16 protein-coding genes and 1 pseudogene are annotated in these 18,964 nt (G+C 33.8%); 5 read left to right on the forward strand and 12 right to left on the reverse strand.

Annotated elements, in window-relative coordinates; translation table 11 throughout:
* From J7I96_RS24715 to J7I96_RS24730, 4 genes are all read left to right on the forward strand, one after another.
* Positions 1-1,867 (forward strand): hypothetical protein (locus J7I96_RS24715; RefSeq protein ID WP_215048154.1); only part of this gene is annotated, 1,867 nt, incomplete at its 5' end.
* Positions 1,868-2,040: 173 nt separating this feature from the next.
* Entirely contained in the window at positions 2,041-2,928 is an 888-nt protein-coding gene (locus J7I96_RS24720) for a glycosyltransferase family 2 protein (protein WP_396020140.1), read from the forward strand.
* An 80-nt stretch (positions 2,929-3,008) separates the two neighbouring features.
* A complete protein-coding gene (locus J7I96_RS24725; RefSeq protein ID WP_214772754.1) occupies positions 3,009-3,620 on the forward strand; it encodes a class I SAM-dependent methyltransferase in 612 nt (203 codons plus the stop codon).
* Positions 3,621-4,030: 410 nt separating this feature from the next.
* A complete protein-coding gene (locus J7I96_RS24730; RefSeq protein WP_214923057.1) occupies positions 4,031-4,858 on the forward strand; it encodes a glycosyltransferase family 2 protein in 828 nt (275 codons plus the stop codon).
* A gap of 14 nt (positions 4,859-4,872) precedes the next feature.
* Here the strand turns inward: J7I96_RS24730 and J7I96_RS24735 are convergent, their stop codons facing one another.
* The 3 genes from J7I96_RS24735 to J7I96_RS24745 form a co-directional block, all read right to left on the reverse strand.
* Positions 4,873-6,156, reverse strand: coding sequence for a glycosyltransferase family 2 protein (locus tag J7I96_RS24735; RefSeq protein WP_214923058.1), 1,284 nt, complete (start codon positions 6,154-6,156; stop codon positions 4,873-4,875).
* 676 nt (positions 6,157-6,832) lie between these two features.
* Complete coding sequence (locus J7I96_RS24740) at positions 6,833-7,963, reverse strand: glycosyltransferase (protein WP_251029240.1); 1,131 nt, start codon at positions 7,961-7,963, stop codon at positions 6,833-6,835.
* A 145-nt stretch (positions 7,964-8,108) separates the two neighbouring features.
* A complete protein-coding gene (locus J7I96_RS24745) occupies positions 8,109-9,110 on the reverse strand; it encodes a glycosyltransferase (protein ID WP_214772751.1) in 1,002 nt (333 codons plus the stop codon).
* A gap of 358 nt (positions 9,111-9,468) precedes the next feature.
* Here J7I96_RS24745 and J7I96_RS24750 point away from each other — a divergent pair, with 358 nt between their 5' ends.
* A complete protein-coding gene (locus tag J7I96_RS24750; protein ID WP_214772750.1) occupies positions 9,469-10,068 on the forward strand; it encodes a class I SAM-dependent methyltransferase in 600 nt (199 codons plus the stop codon).
* 351 nt (positions 10,069-10,419) lie between these two features.
* Here the strand turns inward: J7I96_RS24750 and J7I96_RS24755 are convergent.
* The 9 genes and pseudogenes from J7I96_RS24755 to J7I96_RS24795 form a co-directional block, all read right to left on the reverse strand.
* Positions 10,420-10,698: pseudogene (locus J7I96_RS24755) on the reverse strand (TylF/MycF/NovP-related O-methyltransferase).
* A 571-nt stretch (positions 10,699-11,269) separates the two neighbouring features.
* Positions 11,270-11,896: a LamG-like jellyroll fold domain-containing protein gene (locus J7I96_RS24760; protein WP_214772749.1), complete on the reverse strand. Its 627-nt coding sequence runs from the start codon at positions 11,894-11,896 to the stop codon at positions 11,270-11,272.
* Positions 11,897-12,083: 187 nt separating this feature from the next.
* Entirely contained in the window at positions 12,084-13,040 is a 957-nt protein-coding gene (gene gmd, locus J7I96_RS24765; RefSeq protein ID WP_214772748.1) for a GDP-mannose 4,6-dehydratase, read from the reverse strand.
* A 54-nt stretch (positions 13,041-13,094) separates the two neighbouring features.
* Entirely contained in the window at positions 13,095-14,132 is a 1,038-nt protein-coding gene (locus J7I96_RS24770; RefSeq protein WP_214772747.1) for a mannose-1-phosphate guanylyltransferase, read from the reverse strand.
* 217 nt (positions 14,133-14,349) lie between these two features.
* Positions 14,350-15,459: a glycosyltransferase gene (locus J7I96_RS24775; RefSeq protein ID WP_251029241.1), complete on the reverse strand. Its 1,110-nt coding sequence runs from the start codon at positions 15,457-15,459 to the stop codon at positions 14,350-14,352.
* 434 nt (positions 15,460-15,893) lie between these two features.
* Positions 15,894-16,352, reverse strand: coding sequence for a dTDP-4-dehydrorhamnose 3,5-epimerase family protein (locus J7I96_RS24780; protein WP_214772745.1), 459 nt, complete (start codon positions 16,350-16,352; stop codon positions 15,894-15,896).
* On the reverse strand, positions 16,345-17,190 hold the full coding sequence (gene rfbD, locus J7I96_RS24785; RefSeq protein WP_214772864.1) for a dTDP-4-dehydrorhamnose reductase: 846 nt from the start codon (positions 17,188-17,190) through the stop codon (positions 16,345-16,347). The genes J7I96_RS24780 and rfbD overlap by 8 nt, the downstream gene beginning before the upstream one ends.
* Before the next feature lie 4 nt (positions 17,191-17,194).
* The gene (rfbB, locus tag J7I96_RS24790) at positions 17,195-18,154 is read right to left on the reverse strand and encodes a dTDP-glucose 4,6-dehydratase (RefSeq protein ID WP_214772744.1); all 960 of its coding nucleotides are present in this window, start codon (positions 18,152-18,154) and stop codon (positions 17,195-17,197) included.
* Complete coding sequence (locus tag J7I96_RS24795; protein ID WP_214772743.1) at positions 18,151-18,891, reverse strand: sugar phosphate nucleotidyltransferase; 741 nt, start codon at positions 18,889-18,891, stop codon at positions 18,151-18,153. Before J7I96_RS24795 ends, rfbB begins: the two co-directional genes overlap by 4 nt.
* Positions 18,892-18,964 lie beyond the last annotated feature (73 nt).

Here is an 18,964-nt window from a genome sequence, read left to right on the forward strand (position 1 = left end):
ACAAGTTATCGAAAACTTTAAACAGGAAATGGAAAAATATAATCAAACGATCGACCTCCTTTCCAAACAGGAAAGTCATTACAAAGTGAACATTGAGAATTTGGAACAGATGATTTCCGACCTAAAAGATAAAGAGAACTACCACCAACAAGAAATCGATCAGTTAAATCAAACGATTGCTCTTGTTTCGGAGCAAGAAAATAAATATAAAACCGAGATTGAACGTTTAGAAAAAGCCCTGATCGAACTTTCCGAAAAAGAAGAAAAGCAGACACAAGTTATCGACAACTTCAAACGTGAAATTGAAAATTATTCCCAAATGATAGGCCAACTATCGGAACAGGAAAGTCAATATAAGGTGGAAATTACAAATCTAGAACAGATGATTATAGATTTAAAGGAAAAAGAGAACTACCATCACCAAGAAATCGAGCAGTTAAATCAAACGATTAGCGTTGTATCCCAACAAGAAAATAAATATAAAGTGGAGATTGAAAAATTAGAAAAAGCCATGATTGAACTTTCCGAAAAGGAAAATCATCATATACAAGTTATCGACAAATTCAAACAGGAAATTGAAAATTATACCAAAACCATCGACCACCTATCCGAACAGGAAAATAAATATAAAGCCGAGATTGAAAACCTAGGGCAAATGATTATTGATTTTAAAGAAAATGAAGATAACCAACAACAAGAAATTGAACAATTAAATCAATCGATTACTCTTTTTTCAGGGCAAGAAAATAAATATAAAGCCGAGATTGAATACCTGGAGCAAATGCTTATTAATTTTAAGAAAAATGAAGATAACCATCAACAAGAAATCGATCAGTTAAATCAAACGATTGCTCTTGTTTCGGAGCAAGAAAATGAATATAAAGCCAAGATTGAATATTTAGAACAGACGATTATCAATTTAAAGGAAAATGAAAATCAACATCAACAAGAAATCGATCAGTTAAATAAATCGATTGCTCTTGTTTCGGAGCAAGAAAATAAATATAAAACCGAGATTGATAATTTAGAACAGACGATTAACAATCTAAAGGAAAATGAAAATCAACGTCAACAGGAAATCGATCAGTTAAATCAAACGATCGTTTTTGTTTCGGAGCAAGAAAATAAATATAAAGCCGAGATTGAAAACTTAGAGCTAATGATTAAAAATTTTAAGGAAAATGAAAATCAACATCAACAAGAAATCGATCATTTGAATCAAACGATTGCTCGTGTTTCAGAGCAAGAAAATAAATATAAAACCGAGATTGATAATTTAGAACAGACGATTATCAATTTAAAGGAAAATGAAAGCCAACATCAACAGGAGATTAAGGAATTAACCGAATCCATATCAGATTTAACAGATAAAGAAATAAATTATTTGCAAAAAATAGAAAATATGAATAAAACAGTTAATGATCAAAAAGCAACAGGAAAAATGCGAAAACCTTTTAATAATATTGGAAAACAGCAGCAAGTTGGAAATACCCGTGTTAATATGGGAAATTTCAAATCGCCAAATAACAAAGAAATAATTAATCAACCAAGTGCGTTTCGATTCTCGAATGAAACAAACCAACAAAAAAATACAACCCAAAATTTTAATATGCAAACATCACATTGTCAAATATCCTTTCCACTAAATAAACCGAGTTACACAGAAATTGATCGAACCCAACAAAATTATAATTCCGGGATCATGTCATCGTATCAAAAAAACGATTACCAAGATACTAAATTTAACAAAAATAATAAAGATTCATTTTCGTTAGATATGTTTTATAAAAATCATCCTTTATATAATTTACATTCCGGAGTGCAAAAAACAGCGATTGATCCTTTTAAGAATTTTAGAAAGCAATAATATTAAGCATTATTTAGAGTATATGCACCCTCTCACTTTAACTCATTGAACTACAAACAAAACTTAATTACACTTTCAACCGAAGATCAAGGATTGTGATACCCCCCTTCTTAACATCCATTTCACAGTCCTTGATATTTTTCTATAATGAAAAATTCGTTACAAAAGGAGAGATAAATGAAGTGAAAACTCATCCTTTAATTTCAATAATTTTTCCTGCCAAAAATGAAGGGGAAAATGTGAAAAACACTCTTGATTCATTATTTTCAGTTGAAACACAGTATTCCTTCGAAGTGATTATTATAAACGATGGATCATCAGACAATTGCTGCGATTTCCTTAATACCTATAATCATGCAAACCAAGTTAAACTTTTTCAAACAGAAGGAATTGGAGCTGCTAACGCACGAAATTTGGGTGCAACAAAAGCTTCTGGAGAATTCCTGATTTTTTGCGATGCCCATTTACAGTTTGAAAATTTTTGGATCGATCATATTATAGAACCTCTGCTTACAGGAAAATCGGATGCAGTAACCCCAGCAATTGCTTCCTTTGGCAATTCCGATTTCATTGGCTATGGTCAAACCTTAAAGTCAAACCTTAGAATTAAATGGAACGCTAAACAAAATGGCCTCTTTGAAACTGCCGTATTACCCGGAGGATGTTTTATTATCTCAAAAAAAGTGTTTGAAGATGTGGGCGGATTTGAAACGGGATTTAAAACTTGGGGACATGAAGATGTAGAGCTTTCAATTAAGCTATGGCTGTTTGGATTTCGCTGTCACGCTCTGCCTGATGTAAAAATTATCCATTTATTCAGAAAAACTCATCCCTATGAAGTTAGCTATGATGAAGTTTATTATAATTTATTAAGGATGGCCTACTCTCATTTTAATACTCATCGCATCCAAAAGTGCAAAAAACTCATGATACATGTAAAAGCAAACCCGATTGAATCCCAAGTGATCCTTGATGGAGTCAAAAAGCAGAGACGGACCTACTTTCAAAAACGAAAATATGATGATGATTGGTACTTTACCAAATTTAATATAGATTTCTAGATTGTACAGATGGCCCTTTCGAGTATGTCGTTTTTTAATTCCTTTCTAAATTAACAAAATGATGAAAGGTGAGAATGTAAATGAAAGAGCTATTTACAAATATTTATAAGAAAAACAGGTGGAGAAATTCTGAGTCTGTATCTGGTACGGGTTCATCACTTACTCAAACCAAAACACTCATTCAGGAATTACCAAGCATAATAAAACAACTTCAGATAAAAAAAATGATAGATGCACCTTGTGGTGATTTTAATTGGATGAAAGAAGTATACAAAAATACGGAATTATATATTGGGATTGATATCGTCGATGAAATTATAAAAAGAAATAAAAAAAAATACCCATTAAACAATGTACGGTTTGTTCACATGGACATTACAAAAGACCGTCTGCCTACAGGTGATTTAATCCTTTGTAGAGATTGTCTCGTACATTTTAGCTTTTCTGATATTCATTTAGCTTTAAACAATTTTAAAGCTAGCCAATCAAGGTATTTATTAACGACTACATTTACAAACCATTCGTGTAATCATGAAATAAGAACAGGAAGCTGGCGTCCTCTTAACCTAGAGATTGAGCCATTCAACTTTCCAAAACCCATCTTGGTTATTAATGAGAATTGTACGGAAGGAGAAATGAATTTTACTGATAAATCACTAGCTTTATGGGATTTGAATCTAATCAATTCATAAAACAGGCATGAATAAGGTAAATAAAATGATTTTCCTATTGATCGTGTCTCAGAGCTAGTTAATTTAAGCTTATTCCTATGTTTGTTGGTATCATGAAACATCCTAATTAAAATGAATATAAAGTTAGTATTTTCGTCATACAGTTAACAATTCTTCTCAGATTATCCTGAAGACTATATTGCAGTAAAAACAATGGTCGTATAAATGGTAAATTACAAGAATAATTGACCATGTCCAAAATTCTCTCTCTAATTAATCTTTCGTCATTAATTTATGACCTTGGTATAGTTCTTTCGACCATTTGGTATCCAACAAATAACGCTGGTTTGTAATTTTGATCATCTTAATTACATCTAGCCCTTTGTTAATAATAGCCTTTAAGAGGGGCTGCTAGGTAGGAGGAGAAAAAAATGAAGAGTAACGAATATCCATCTGATACATCACCACTGACCTCCATTATCATTCTTACCCGGAATGGCCTTACTTTTACAAAGGAATGCATATCAAGCATATTTCGCCACACCAGTGAAAACTTTGAATTGATCTTAGTTGACAATGGATCTACGGATGGCACACTTGAATTTATTAAAACGCTCCCTAATACCAAGGTAATTGCAAATAGAAAAAATAAAGGATTTTCCGGCGGATGCAATCAGGGCTTCACTATTGCAAGAGGAGAAAATATTGTCCTTTTAAACAATGATACTGTTGTTACAAACGAATGGTTATGCAGGCTTCTATGGCAACTTAATAAAAATCCTTCCATTGGCATCGTTGGGCCCAGATCAAATAATGTCGTTTCACATCAAGCAATTACCCCAACTCCCTACAAGAATATGGATCAAATGCAAAAATTCGCTAATGAATGGACACAAAAGCATGATCAGGAAGGCTACGAAGTGAATTACTTAAGCGGCCTTTGCATGATTTTCAAAAGAAGTTTGATTGATATGATTGGGGGGCTTGATGAGCGCTTTTCCCCTGGATATTTTGAAGATGCAGATTTCAGTATAAGGGCTCAAATATCCAATAGAGAACTATGGGTAGCAAATGATGTTTTTATTCATCATTATGGCAGTAGTAGTTTTAGGTTAAATAGAGCATTGCAGAATAAAATCATCCTAGACAGCCAAAAAAAGTTCTTTCTTAAATGGAAGATGAGTGACCTTAAAGAGATTAAAGAAACTGTGGAACGCGAAAAGCCTTTCGATCGGGAGCATCATTATATTCCCTTTTGAAAGGCTTTTTATTTTCAAAAAAGAATCTCCCATTCAAAAGGCTCCCCTGTTTTAAATTTAGATAACACCGAATGGTCCATTTTAACTGGATTCGAAACAGGGAGGTTCAGTTTCAACGCTACCTGTTTTTCTATAGGATGTAAACAATTCTTCAGGCTAATGTAATAGTTTTCATGCTTAAATAGGGTACCATCTGGCAAAATAGGGGTGCTTTCGGATAATTCCTCAATAGGCAAACCATCTGGTATTTGTGCTAATAAATGTTCATCAGTGGATATTATCTTATCCCACCTAAAATTAAAATCTCTAAATGCTATTTCATTTTTAATGAGGTGCTTGCGATTATTTTGCAGATAATATACTGCCGGGTGATTTTGCGCCTTCACGAGCCTTTGATTCGGAAAAAGCAAAAAGTTTATAAATACCTGACTATCGACCGGTGTCCCCTCTTTATATTTGAAAATAAATGGATCCGGAATCTTCACAACCATGCTAGGATCATATTTTAATTTTGTAAACACTTCTTGGGAAATCTTTCTCCGTACTTGATTATCAATAATATATGTCTCTGAGGATGGCCCTCTTACAAGTGTTCCGTTTGGTATGCTCTTTGGCAAATGAGTATATAGTCTCTGAAATGATTTATCATCCTTAAGCGCAATATCTAAAACTTCCGGAATAGGATGAAAAGGCTTATATTTAGTTAAACGACTCCAAAAAGCTGCATCCCCATTATACCAGTATGCTTGATCATCATTCCAGTAGCTTCCAAATTCCTTAAATATCCTTTCTGCAAGATTCCTGGTATGCATGATTGAACAATGATCAACAAACCCCACAGGATTCTTTAACACTCCATATGTTTTTCGAACTTTTTCCTGTTCAACTATTCCGTATTCGTTAATGGTTTTCACTAATTGCTTTGAATATACGATTTCTATAGAAGAATTTCGATTCAGTACTTTTAACATCGATTCAAAGCGTGAAGGTAAAAATGAGTTGTCATCCGTTAAATAAGTAAGATACTTTCCTCTTGTCTTAGGAATCGCTTCATTAATTAATGTGGCATACCTTGTTGTTTTGTATCTTTCACTGTCTTGGATGTTACTGTTAAAATAATGTATTCTAGGCTTATTTATATATTGCTTTATGATTTTAACTGTTTCTTCATTGGAGTTATCATCCATAATGAAAAGTTCCCAATTCTGATAAGTTTGATTGAGAACACTTTCTATGGCTTTACCAATTGTATTGGGTTTGTTGTAACTAGTTAAAATGACCGATACAATCGGAGTCATTCTCTATTCACCTCAACTTGTTTTTAAATTGGAATATAACTTGGTTAATATTCATTGCTTCGATCTGTTGGAAAGAGCTGAATTTCATAAAGTACTGATATTTTATTATATGAATGCATCGAGCCATAAGCTTGGGCGTCTGTGCTAGGTCCTTTGCTACTACAACTATTGATTTCAAAAATAAAGAAGATCAAAAAACTCGTATGTAAAGCATGGAATTAATTTTGGTTTTGCCTATGTTCAATTAAATGGTAACCACTATTCTCTTAAACAAAGAAAGTGATCAGTAACAGTGAGTGAAATTTTTACAGATTACACTTCAAAAGATTATTGAAGTTCTCAATTACGAAACCTGATAAGAATATTATAAAGCAGATGTACCAACGGATGGCCACATCTGCTCAATTTATTGATCCCATGCAATTTCAATTTCAATTTGAATATCACCCACCTCCATTAACCTGTAAACCACCTCTTGATTCCATAAAGTTCAATAATAGTAGTATAAATTATTTTTATAAAAAATTTAGCTCTCCTCACACTTTTATTTCGGGTTTTCAATTCCTATCACTTTTCTGCCTTTAAGTAAAAAGAAGAACTTTAGGCCAGTCAGTAATAGTTATTACGTATTTTCCGTATTATTAAAGTTCCTTTAATAGACGTTAAACTTTTTCCCTTATAATCTCTCTTTAATTTGATTTGCAATATTCTGAAATGAGAATTTATTTCTTATGTCTTGTTTTGCATTTGTTGAAACTTCTTCTCTTTTTATATGGTTTTCAAATGCTTCACGCATTACTTTCTTAACATTTTGTTTCAAAACTTTTGCCCACTTGTGTCCTAAGTATAATTCAGGTCTGGCCTTTTGTAGTTCATTATGAACAGGTTCTAATTCAAGTTCTGGTTGTATAAGAAAAGAATTACTGTTATTCATGAATTCTGTAACTCCACCCCAATTTATTGAAATAACTGGTTTTCCCATAGCCATCATTTCCATCTGTGGCATTCCCCAACCGCAAGCCCTCTCGGTAGAAACATAACAACTACAGCTTGAATATAAGGATAAGAGAGTTTCTTGAGGCATTTTTTCAATAATGAAATGGATGTGAGGATTATTTTCTTTAACGGGAATATATGAAGAAATTACTTTTAAATAATCATTTTCTTGATTCCAACTAGGTACGTAAATCTTTAAGATAAGACTAACATCTTCCTCATTTGAAAATTCTTCACAAAAACTTGGTATAAGTAAATCTAGACCTTTTCGAAAATCAAAGGCTATAGTGTATAAAAATCTAAAGGATCTTACTTGTGGTGGAAATGGATATGGGGGAAATAATTGATTGTATTTTGTATAATCAATTGGATAGTGGATAACTTTTACTTTCGATGGATCAACACCAGATTGTGTAAAAGTCTGGTAATTAAATTGAGTAGGTACCCAAATTTCATCCATTGTATTACACAAATTCACCCAACTCATTGGGATACGATCCGTTTCAAAAATAGTTATTCCAATCCTTTTTTTAAAGCCAAATTTGTTACCATTCACAAAATTCTCTGGTGTTCCATGAATAAATAGTATTGAAGACTGGCCTATGCTATTATCTGGCGTCCGGATATACCGGTAATTGTACAAAAATTCCTTATCATCATTCCCAAGTTCTTTTTCAATTGAGCCATTTAAGTTAATTAATACTGGGAACCCTATATATTTCAATGCTCTTAAATAATTTCTCGAAACATTACCGTATCCACCGATATCACCTACTGGTCCTACCCAAGTAATTCCTGATGGTTCTATCATTTTATTTTTCTCCTTATTTAAGCTTTTTTAGATGCATCTCGGATCAAATTATTTACATTTATGGAACGTATCTAAACTTCCCTTTATTAAGCTTTGTAGTTAATATCACAACACACAAAATAACCTTTTATTAATTTCAAAATTATCAACTTTTACTTAAATATTGTCCCCACTGTTTTTTAATATTATCTTTCCCAAACAAATTTATTGCTTTTATTCTGGCACGATCACTAATTTCTTTAGCAAATTGGTGGTTATTCATAAGTTCACTTATATACATTTTTAACTCTGAAATATTATCTGATACATATCCTTCCTTACCATTTTCAATAATATCCTGAATTTCAAAGGTTTGTTGTTTATAAAATTGATGGTTACCCTGTTTTTCTCCGATTGAAACTATAGGAATTCCCGTCATGAATGCCTCAATAAAGCCAAGGGTATAACTCGTTACTTGTGTTCCTGTATAGAAAAAAATACGGTTATCCCTCATTTCCTGCTTTAATTGTTCGTATGTTATCTTCCCAGCACTTTCTGGTAATCCCTCATTTCCTCCACCAAACAATTTAACTGGAAACCCTTTACATGTTTTATGAAAAAAATCGTAATTACAATCAACTGCTCTTTGTTTCATTGACTGATTCAGAGCCATTATTTGGTTATTATTACCATTCCACCCATTATACTCTAATGGATCTTTATAAAAGCGTATTATTGCGTCTTCACCAAGGTATGCGGGAATCATTTTTTCTCTTGGTGAATAGCGGACAATCTCTAAACCTTGTTCCCGATAAGGCTTCAGTACTTGTTCAACTGAAGATACAGACTGCCCTATTGATCTCCAGATAACCCTTTTATGCTTAATCTTATCCCAATTATTAACTACAATTGAAGGTGAATGCATAATGATAATAATATCCTTATCATCAATAAGCCTGGAATCAAGATTATCTTTGTTAGGGGAATGATCAACTAAATCTGCGAAATTGGGATCATAATTCATCTCTGGGATAGGTGGGCGAAGTGAACTTCCTATATGTGGTCGACTATAAGCGCCATGAGAGAAACATTCGTAACCTAATTCATTAAATATTTTTAACTCATCATACTCTAATACCTCATGAACAGAAATATATAAAATGCGCATATTCTACCCTTCTTTCCTTAACTTTGATACTTTTCGGAATATATTCTTAATGTTTTATATACGTATAAATTCATAACATTCAAGTGTCTTAAAATTAATTACTCAAAAGTCCGTATATATCAGGCTATGCAATCCCATTTAAAAGTATGTTCTTTTAAATACACTTAGGAACTTTTGTTTTTATTATTGGATGTTATGTTTGCTTTAGAATCCGCATACACTAATACAAGTTTGCTAACACATTCTGAAATAGATGAATTAATGGGATCCTATTAATGGGTTCCTTAAGAATAAAAAATCTTATATCAATTATTAATTGAAATGACATCACATTAGTTAAATGGACTGGAGGTAGATTATGAGCATTATAGATAGAAGTACTTTTTTTGACATTTTTGGTAGTGGTGCATTCGATGGAGAGCCACCTATTTTTATGGGGGCGGATGTAGAACCACTACTTGCATTCTCGAGAACATTTCGTTTGAAAACAGTGATCGAAATCGGTATTCAACGAGGAGAAACAGCAAAAGTTATTTTAGAAAATAGCCCCTGGATAGAAAAATATATTGGTATAGACCTAACACCTGATTCTCAAACTACATTATCACTACAGCAGGGAGAAGTGCCTCAAATGGCTGGGGAGTTAGTTAAAGATGATCCCCGTGTAGAACTAATTTTAAAACCCAATGGGACGAGAGATTTAACGGCGGCCGATTTACCTATTGCAGATTTGATACTAATTGACGGTGATCATTCTAAAGAGGGAGTTTTACTTGATACCCTTTTAGCTCGGCAAACAATACGGCAAGGTGGGATTATTTGTTGGCACGACTACGGGAATTCACTCGTTCCCGATGTGACAGAAGTAATTGATGAATTAAATTTAACGGAAGATATTCATATTTGTCTTATCCAAAATGGCTTTTTATGTTTTCAGATATGTAGGAATGGACGATAAGATCTTTTCTTGAGATTAAACCTTAAACTAATATTATTAATATTTATATGCAACCAGCATAAATATCGGCGTTTAGTTTTACAAACTAGGCGTCTATTTTAATATGGTCTTTACTATTTATTTACCTTGGATTTAAACATTAACCCGAGATCTTATAAAGGAAAAAAACGGTAGACTAGTCTGAAAAAGACATCGCCTACCGTTAAATCCTAACTTGAAGTTCCGGGATTATTACTATTTTAAATATTAATCTATATAATAAGGTAATTTGGCTTAAAGTTGTAAACATAGGATTTTTAAAATTAGATATCTTTCATTTTCCTCGAATAAAAGCACCACTAGCATCGATGTTTACAAGTGGTTCATCAATAAATAATTTTCCGTTCGAAAATCTATAACCGCAGCATTACAACCTGGTAAACTAAAATCATCTCCAATGATAAACCTACCAATTGAAACCTTTGTGTAAAGATTCCTTAAACTAACCATAGTTTAACCATACATATCCCCATCTAATCTCAATATAGTTAAGTTTTGAATCAGAGCATTAGGTAATGTATCTTTAAACCAACCTTTTAAAAAACAAACTTTTTCATCTAATAAATCATCGAGCTTACGCTTCGCTAAAATTTATGGAAACCATTAGCTATTTTCTCCACTAGGTGATGCACAATAGATCTCTGCGAAACTTATGATGACGTACCCTCCCATTCTTTTAATCATCATTTGCGCATACATTCCTTCGTTCGGTCTATTCATAAGGCAGAGACCTGCTATGCCGCCCCGGGCCTCTTGGTCTTAGTTTAGTAATGTTGCCGGCTTCTCCGTGTCATCCTTCTTGTTATAAATTGATAGTTAGAAATGCATACGCTGCCTCTGAGAGACAGTAGAGATCCTTCATCCATTGTTTGACTAATCTTTTCATATAGGTGTTCAAAAGCCCTCTTTTGATTGATGTACGCGAGGGCTTTTTCTATCATGCGCCCTTGTTCATCAACAAAACAAGCGTAATGAACACGCTTTTAGTAACTTGATTAATTTTTTCATTCCATATAAACTGCATAGAGAAGTCCTCCTTGTTTGATGCTGGGTCAATGGTCGTTGACACTCATGCATCATACAAGAGGGCTCTTTTTCTTTCAAAAGAGCCCGAACATCCTTCTAACAGGAATGCTGCCCCTTTTGGTTTTCTCAAATATGTTTACTTGGTAAGAGCGGTTAAAATAAAATTATTGATAAGGTTGGGAGGGCTAATTGTTATATTACTATGAAACCACCAATATCTAAATAATCCCTCTTCTTCCCCAGTCAATATCTCCTGCATCCCTTCTTTAATTTCCGTTTCAGTTTTGGCAAAGTCCCAAAGTTTTATATCCTTAACGTGTCCAATATAAAAACCATATGGATCATAGCCGCCTAGATGCCCTGAAGCATATACATTATTTTTGGTGCTCTTTTGGCCCATTTTCTTGAATTCACCATTGATATACAAGGAAGGTGTTTTGTCACAATAAACAATTGAAACATGTGTCCACTCTGTTATTGGTATTTCATATACCAATAAGGCTGGGAGATGTGAAGAAGAATGTTCAAATACCGTTACACCGTTGGTACCGGCGGATACCCCTACCCCTGCATTCTCCCGGGTTAAAGAATGCGCTGGTCCAATTAAATATCTTTGACCGGATAGTCCACTAATTCCAACGGAAGTTTCATCGACTATTTTATGGGATGCATTTGGTTTTACCCGAAACTCATACGTGAAGGAGTTGCGAATGTTCTCAAATATAGATTGATCTACCATATGCTCTTTTCCTTTAAAATACATTGGCTGTTCCCCCAACCTTTTTCCTCATGCGCAATCGATTTTTTAAATAACAAACAAGGTATGTCAATAAAGATATATTTATAAGTAAAAAGACGGAATTTAGGAAAAATAACTAAGTTTAAGTCTGATGAATATTGTTTTTATTTTCATAATGTACGGAAAAAGTATAAAAATAGAGATTTGTTTTTTATTTATTATTTTCAAGGTCCTGATCTACCATCATCTTTACCAGTTGTTCAAAGTTTATTTGAGGCTCCCATTTTAATTTTTGTTTTGCTTTTGAAGGATCTCCTAACAAAATATCAACCTCTGCAGGTCTCATGAACTGTGGGTCTTGAACGACATATTCCTGCCAGTTTAAACCAACATGTTCAAAAGCTATTTCAATGAATTCTTTAACAGTATGAGTTTCTCCAGTTGCAATAACATAATCATCTGGTTCATCTTGCTGCAGCATAAGCCACATAGCTTTAACATAATCTCCTGCAAAACCCCAATCGCGTTTTGAATCTATATTTCCTAGATGCAATTTATCTTGAATCCCAAGCTTTATTTTGGCAACGGCATCAGTAATTTTCCTGGTAACAAAATCTATTCCCCTGCGAGGTGATTCATGATTAAACAAAATTCCAGAGCAAGCATACATATCGTAACTCTCTCGATAATTCACAGTAATCCAGTGACCATAAACCTTTGCCACACCATATGGGCTTCTAGGGTAGAATGGTGTCGTTTCATTTTGTGGCGTTTCAAGCACCTTCCCAAACATTTCACTACTAGATGCCTGATAAAACCGTGCATCGGGTTTTGCTTGACGGATCGCCTCAAGCATGTTCGTTACTCCGAGTCCCGTTACCTCTCCCGTATAGATTGGCTGACGCCATGAATCGCCGACAAAGGATTGTGCTGCTAAATTATAAATTTCATCAGGTTTTGCTAATTGCACTGCTTCAGTCAAAGATGTAATATCGCGAAGATCACCTGATATAAAATCAATTTCATTTATCAAAGATTTGATATTTTCAAGATTAGGGGTAGCTGTTCTTCTTTTTAATCCATAAACTTTATAACCCTGATCTAATAACAGTTCTGCCAAATATGAGCCGTCCTGGCCTGTAATTCCTGTTATTAATGCTGTTTTCATAAGTTAAACCTCCGTTCGTTATTTTCATCGTAAATCAATTATTATTGGAGATTCCTATTCATCTTTGGATGGTTTATCCGAGAAGCATTCTTTATTCAATAGCTTTTTTATAGTTTGTTCCTCTGATTTGTGGCAAACCAATATCCCCTCTTCTGTTGAAACTACAATTAAGTCCTTCACTCCAATAAGGAGCGTCTTACGATCAGTGTAGACAATACAATTTTCAGAAGAGGATGTAGTAACTTCACCTTTTTGATAATTATTATTTTTGTCAGCTGTTTCAACACGTTCCAAAGATGTCCATACACCTAAGTCATCCCAGACAAAGTTTACTGGTATGGTATAAAGATTATCTGCTTTTTCTATGATTGCATAATCGACAGACACTTTTGGAATCATTGAATAAGCTGCTTTTATGTCAACTTCTTTATTGTTTATAAGTTCCCACATCTCTGGTTGCAATTTTTTATAATATGCTGAAATTGTCGAAGGTTTCCAAATAAAAATGCCTGTGTTCCAATATACATTTTCTTCAAGCAACAACTTTTCTGCCGTTTTAATGTCTGGTTTTTCAATAAATGCTTCTACCTGATAAACGGAAGAATAAAATTGAGCATTCGGTTTTGTGCGAATATACCCATATCCAGTTTCAGGGTTAATAGGGTTTACACCAAGTGTAACGATTGCATTTTCATTGTCGGCTATCGTTTCTGCTAAATTAATTGCATTTTGAAGGGATTTACTGCCTTGTATATACTGATCAGAAGGAGATATAACCAAAGCCTCATCATCATTTTTTTCCAGAAAGTGCAGAGCAGTCAGTGCAATGCATGGAGCTGTATCCCTTTGATCTGGTTCCAATATAATCATTTCCTTATGAATCTCTGGTAATTGTTCTTTTACAAGATTTAAATATTTCTCAGTTGTTACTACAAACACCTTTTCAGCTGGAAGCCAATCACGAAATCTTTGATAAGTTTGTTGAAGCATTGTTTCATTTGAAATTATTTTTTGAAACTGTTTAGGCTTATCTTTTGTACTTAATGGCCAAAACCGTGTTCCCTGTCCTCCCGCTAAAATGATTGCTTTCATACTTTACTACACACCCTTGTAATAAAATTTAAGTACACCCAGAATAAATACAAAATCTTTCAATTACATAGTATGTGTCATAAAGAACAATAGGAACACCAAAGTTACCCTTATAAGCATAAAAAAGTTGCCTCTACAGTTTTCTTTTTTTACAAAGTAAGTTAGGTTTTTAGTTTTTCTAAGTCTCGCTCAAATTTTAGTATGATACTTTTATTAATCATAATAATCCGATTTGATTTAGACGTATTTTATATATACGTCCTATATTTTTGGGTGAGTATTTAATTAATATTGTTTTTTTAGCCTGTAAACCAATTCGATTAGCGTAATCTGCATCATCCACCATTTTTTTCATTAAAAACGCAGCATGATCAATTTCAGGTTCTGCCCATTTTTGATCTGTTAAATAGGGTCCGTAATTTCCCTCAATATTTTTCAATGTAAAATCAACTAAACTTGAATTGTTTTCATTCATAAAATCAACGTTTCCCGACCAGTTTGTTGCAATCACTGGTTTCCCCAAATACATAGCTTCAGCTAGCGGTAAACCAAATCCTTCTGAACGGTGAAGGGAAATTAAACTGTCTGTGACATTCATTAACCCATTAACCTCTATGCGGCTTAACACTTTATCAATTAAAAATATATTATTTAACCCCATAATTTTTTGTTTTATTAAATTAACTTCGTTTGGAAAATGAGATGCATTATTGATCTTAAGAACTAAACCAACTGTATGATCATTTTGCGGAAAAGCTTTTTTAAATGCCTCTACGACCGCTAAGGGATTTTTTCTGGCTGATGTACTGTGAAGATCGAACATCGTTAAAAACAGAAAGCGATTATTTGGTAAACTAAAATGAGTCCGATTTATTTTTGGGATTTCAACGGAAATTGCATGGGGAATAAAATGAATAGGTTTTGATGTTTTCGAAGAAATTGAATTTAATATAAAACGTGAAGGAACCCAAATTTCATTTATTAAATCGAAGCTCTTTACCCAAGTATCTGGAAATTCAGGCAATTCCCAATGCCAATATCCAATATTGTATCGATTGTTAAACCATTCTCTTTTTAAATTGGTTAAACTAAAGTGATAATACAGTTGGTCTGCATTTATAAAAAAAATATTAGTTTTATAAATAGGCTGTTTTACTTCTTTGTGTTTCCAACTAAGGTCATTTTGTCTTGAAGGACATCTAGGAAAATTAATGATGCAAAACGGAACACCTACAGATTGCAGAGCTTTGGCAGCCGAACGACATGCTTCACCCAAACCTGATTCAGCTCTAGCATATCCAATGAGATTTACTCCATTTTTCATCATTTTCACCTCAATTGCTATTTTGTCTGGGATTATCCCATTTCAATTCAGATCACTACAAGCTATTCGTTTCCTTTCATGAATATTTTTACTTTAATACAAATAGTGGATTTCGTTCACGTTTTATATAATTAAGATTACTTTTGCATCTAAATCAAGTTTTTGAGATGAATCAAGTTTAATGAAGATCTACGTACCAAGGTATATTAATACATGGATTCATTGGAGACATCAATTATTTTAGGGAATAGGATATATATGTATTTATACTTTGGTTATTTCTATATATACTTATTAATTTATTAAAATAAGAATTATTAAAGGCTTCACGGAAATTCAACGAATCTGGAAAAGACAAAGAAAAAAACCAGATTCCATAAATAGCTACAATAGAACCGGCCCCAATTACATTTTAATTTCTCTCTGTAAAGAACTCATTATTTATTTTCTGTCTCCCATGAAAAACCTATTTCCGAATCATCCCAATTAATCCGTTTCTCATCAGGATTTTTCGGGTTATATGACTCAGTTGTGAAGTATAGAATCGTTGCAGGTTTTTGCCCGAGAACCCGATACCCGTGTGCAACGCCTTTTGGTATCAGTAGCATGATTGGATTTTCCTCCCCCATATAATACACATCAGTTTCACCCTTTGTAGAAGAACCTTCCCTCAAATCATAAAGAACGACTTGGGCATTTCCAGAAGGAAAAAACCATAGGTCATCCTGTTTCTCATGATAATGAAAAGCTTTTATGACTCCTGGATAACTCATCGAACAAGAAGCCTGACCAAACCTCGATAACAATTCAGGTTCATCATCACGGACAAGCTCTGCAAAAAAGCCACGGTCATCACAATGTTTTACAAGTTTCTTTACCCTTACACCTTCAATCATGACAGACCTCTTTTCGAATAAATTCCTTTAATGCTTCATTCCATGGACGGGGAATTTGAACATTTTCTCGAAGCAATGCTTTATTTTCTAAAACTGAAAAATGAGGTCTTGGGGCTAAAGCACCAAATTCTTCAGTCGTTATGGTTTTTACCAAATATGGATCGAATCCAGCTTCCTCAAAAATAGCCTTTGCAAATATATACCAAGAGCATGAACCCTCATTACATACATGATAAATGCCACTTTTCTTATTCAATAAATGACTTATTGTTTCAGCAAGATCATTAACATAGGTGGGGGAACCCACTTGATCATTTACAACTCTTATTTCCTTATTTTTTTTCGCCAGTTCTAACATGGTCTTCACAAAATTCTTTCCTTCATGACCATATAACCAGGAAGTGCGGATCACTATACCATTATTTATTGAAAGTACGAATTGTTCCCCAATCCACTTGCTTATACCGTAAATTGATTGTGGGTTTGGAACATCTTCTTCCAAATAAGGAGATTGCTTATTTCCATCAAACACATAATCAGAACTAATATAAAATACCCGAGCGCCAACCATATTTGCAGCATTCGAAATATAGCCCGTACCAAGGCTATTTACCTCAAAAGCCTTTCTACGGTCCGTTTCACATTGATCCACGGCAGTAAATGCGGCAGCATGAATAATGATTTGTGGCTCAAGGTGGGTGATTTTTTTATATACTTCCTCTTTTTCTGATATGTCTAAATCATTTTTACTTAAACTTACCACATTATGAAATGGACCTAACCTTCTTTCTAGTTCTTTTCCTAACTGGCCATTGGCACCCGTAATGACAATATCCAAATTCTCACCCATTCTTTTGTTCGTTTTGGCGATACCATTCGATCGTCTTTTGAATCCCTTCATGAAAAGAAATAGTTGGTCTCCAACCTAGTTCCCTCGAGATTTTCGAGGAATCCATGGAGTATCGACGATCATGCCCTTTTCGGTCCGCTACATGCTTGATTAGTGTTTCCTCTTTTCTTAACTTCTTTAAAATATAGTCGATTATTTCTCGATTTGTTTTTTCTTCAGAACCTCCAATATTATAGACCTCTCCGGCCACTCCCTTTTCAAGAACAGCATGGATCGCCCGGCAATGATCCTCAACATATATCCAGTCACGAATGTTTAATCCGTCGCCATATAAAGGGATTTCCATATTATTCAAGGCTCTCGTAATGACTTTAGGAATGAATTTTTCTGTATGTTGCATGGGACCATAGTTATTGCTGCACCGGGTAACCGTTAACGGCAGCTGATAGGTTTGGAAGTAAGATCTTACCAATAAATCCGCACTGGCTTTACTTGCTGAATATGGATTGTTCGGAGAAAGAGAAGTTGTTTCAGTGAATGGAGAATCATACGGCTCTAAAGAACCATATACTTCATCGGTTGAGATTTGAATCATTTTATGAGCTTTTCCAGATATAACTGCTTGTAATAGGTTATATGTCCCTATAATATTAGTGTGAATAAATGGAAATGCATCCTCGATACTACGGTCTACATGGGATTCTGCAGCGAAATTAATGATGGCAAAGTAATCTTGATCAAATACCTTGGATAATTCTGTTTTTTCACCAATATCCGCTTTAATTCTACGACAGCGATTCGATTTCTCAAATGATTGGATATTCTCAAGATTACCGGCATAGGTTAAAGAGTCCACGTTGGTTATATAGTATTTAGTATTTTCAAGTAAATAGGATATAAAATTAGATCCAATAAAACCGGCTCCACCTGTTATGAGGAGGTGTCGTTTCACTTCGCATCCTCCTTCTTTATTTTTTCGTATACATATTGATTGGCTTGATAAAGCGAATCATGTGTACCTGCATCAACCCACCATCCTTGCAAAATATCATATTGCAGTTGATCATCTTGAATATATAGATTAATCACATCGGTTATTTCCAACTCATTTCGATGTGAAGGATGAATCGTTTCAATATATTCAAAAACCTTTTGATCAAACATATAGATTCCAGTCACACAATACGAAGACGGAGGATTGCTCGGTTTTTCAATGATGGATTTTATTTTTTGGTTGGTTATGTCTAAATGAGGTACACCATATCGAGTAAGATCTTCCGCTTCTTTTAGAAGTAACCTTGCACCCTTTTTCTGTTTTTGAAATGACTGAACAAATGGGGATAATGAATCTTCAAAAATATTATCTCCTAGTAATACGACAAACTTTTCATTTTTTATATAATCATTAGCTGATATTAATGCATCCGCTATTCCTCCACCTACGTTACCCTGTATTTTAAATTGAATGTTTACATGGAGATCTTCCCCGAGTCCCAATAATTCGATAAAGGAACTAAGATGGTTTTTATTTGTTACAATTAAAATTTCATTTATTCCGGCTTCTTTCAACTTTAAAATTGACCAAAAAATCATCGGATAAGGACCTACTGGCAAAAGATGCTTATTCAGAAACTTAGTCAATGGCTCTAGACGGGACCCTGTACCACCAGCAAGTATTACTCCCTTCATTCTTTACCACCTTTTTATTGAATTAGCATCAGATGTTTTACACGAATAAAAGAGTTCCTTTCAAATCATGTTT

This window comes from Bacillus sp. ISL-78 (genome assembly GCF_018613455.1).
GTDB lineage: Bacteria > Bacillota > Bacilli > Bacillales > DSM-1321 > Peribacillus > Peribacillus frigoritolerans.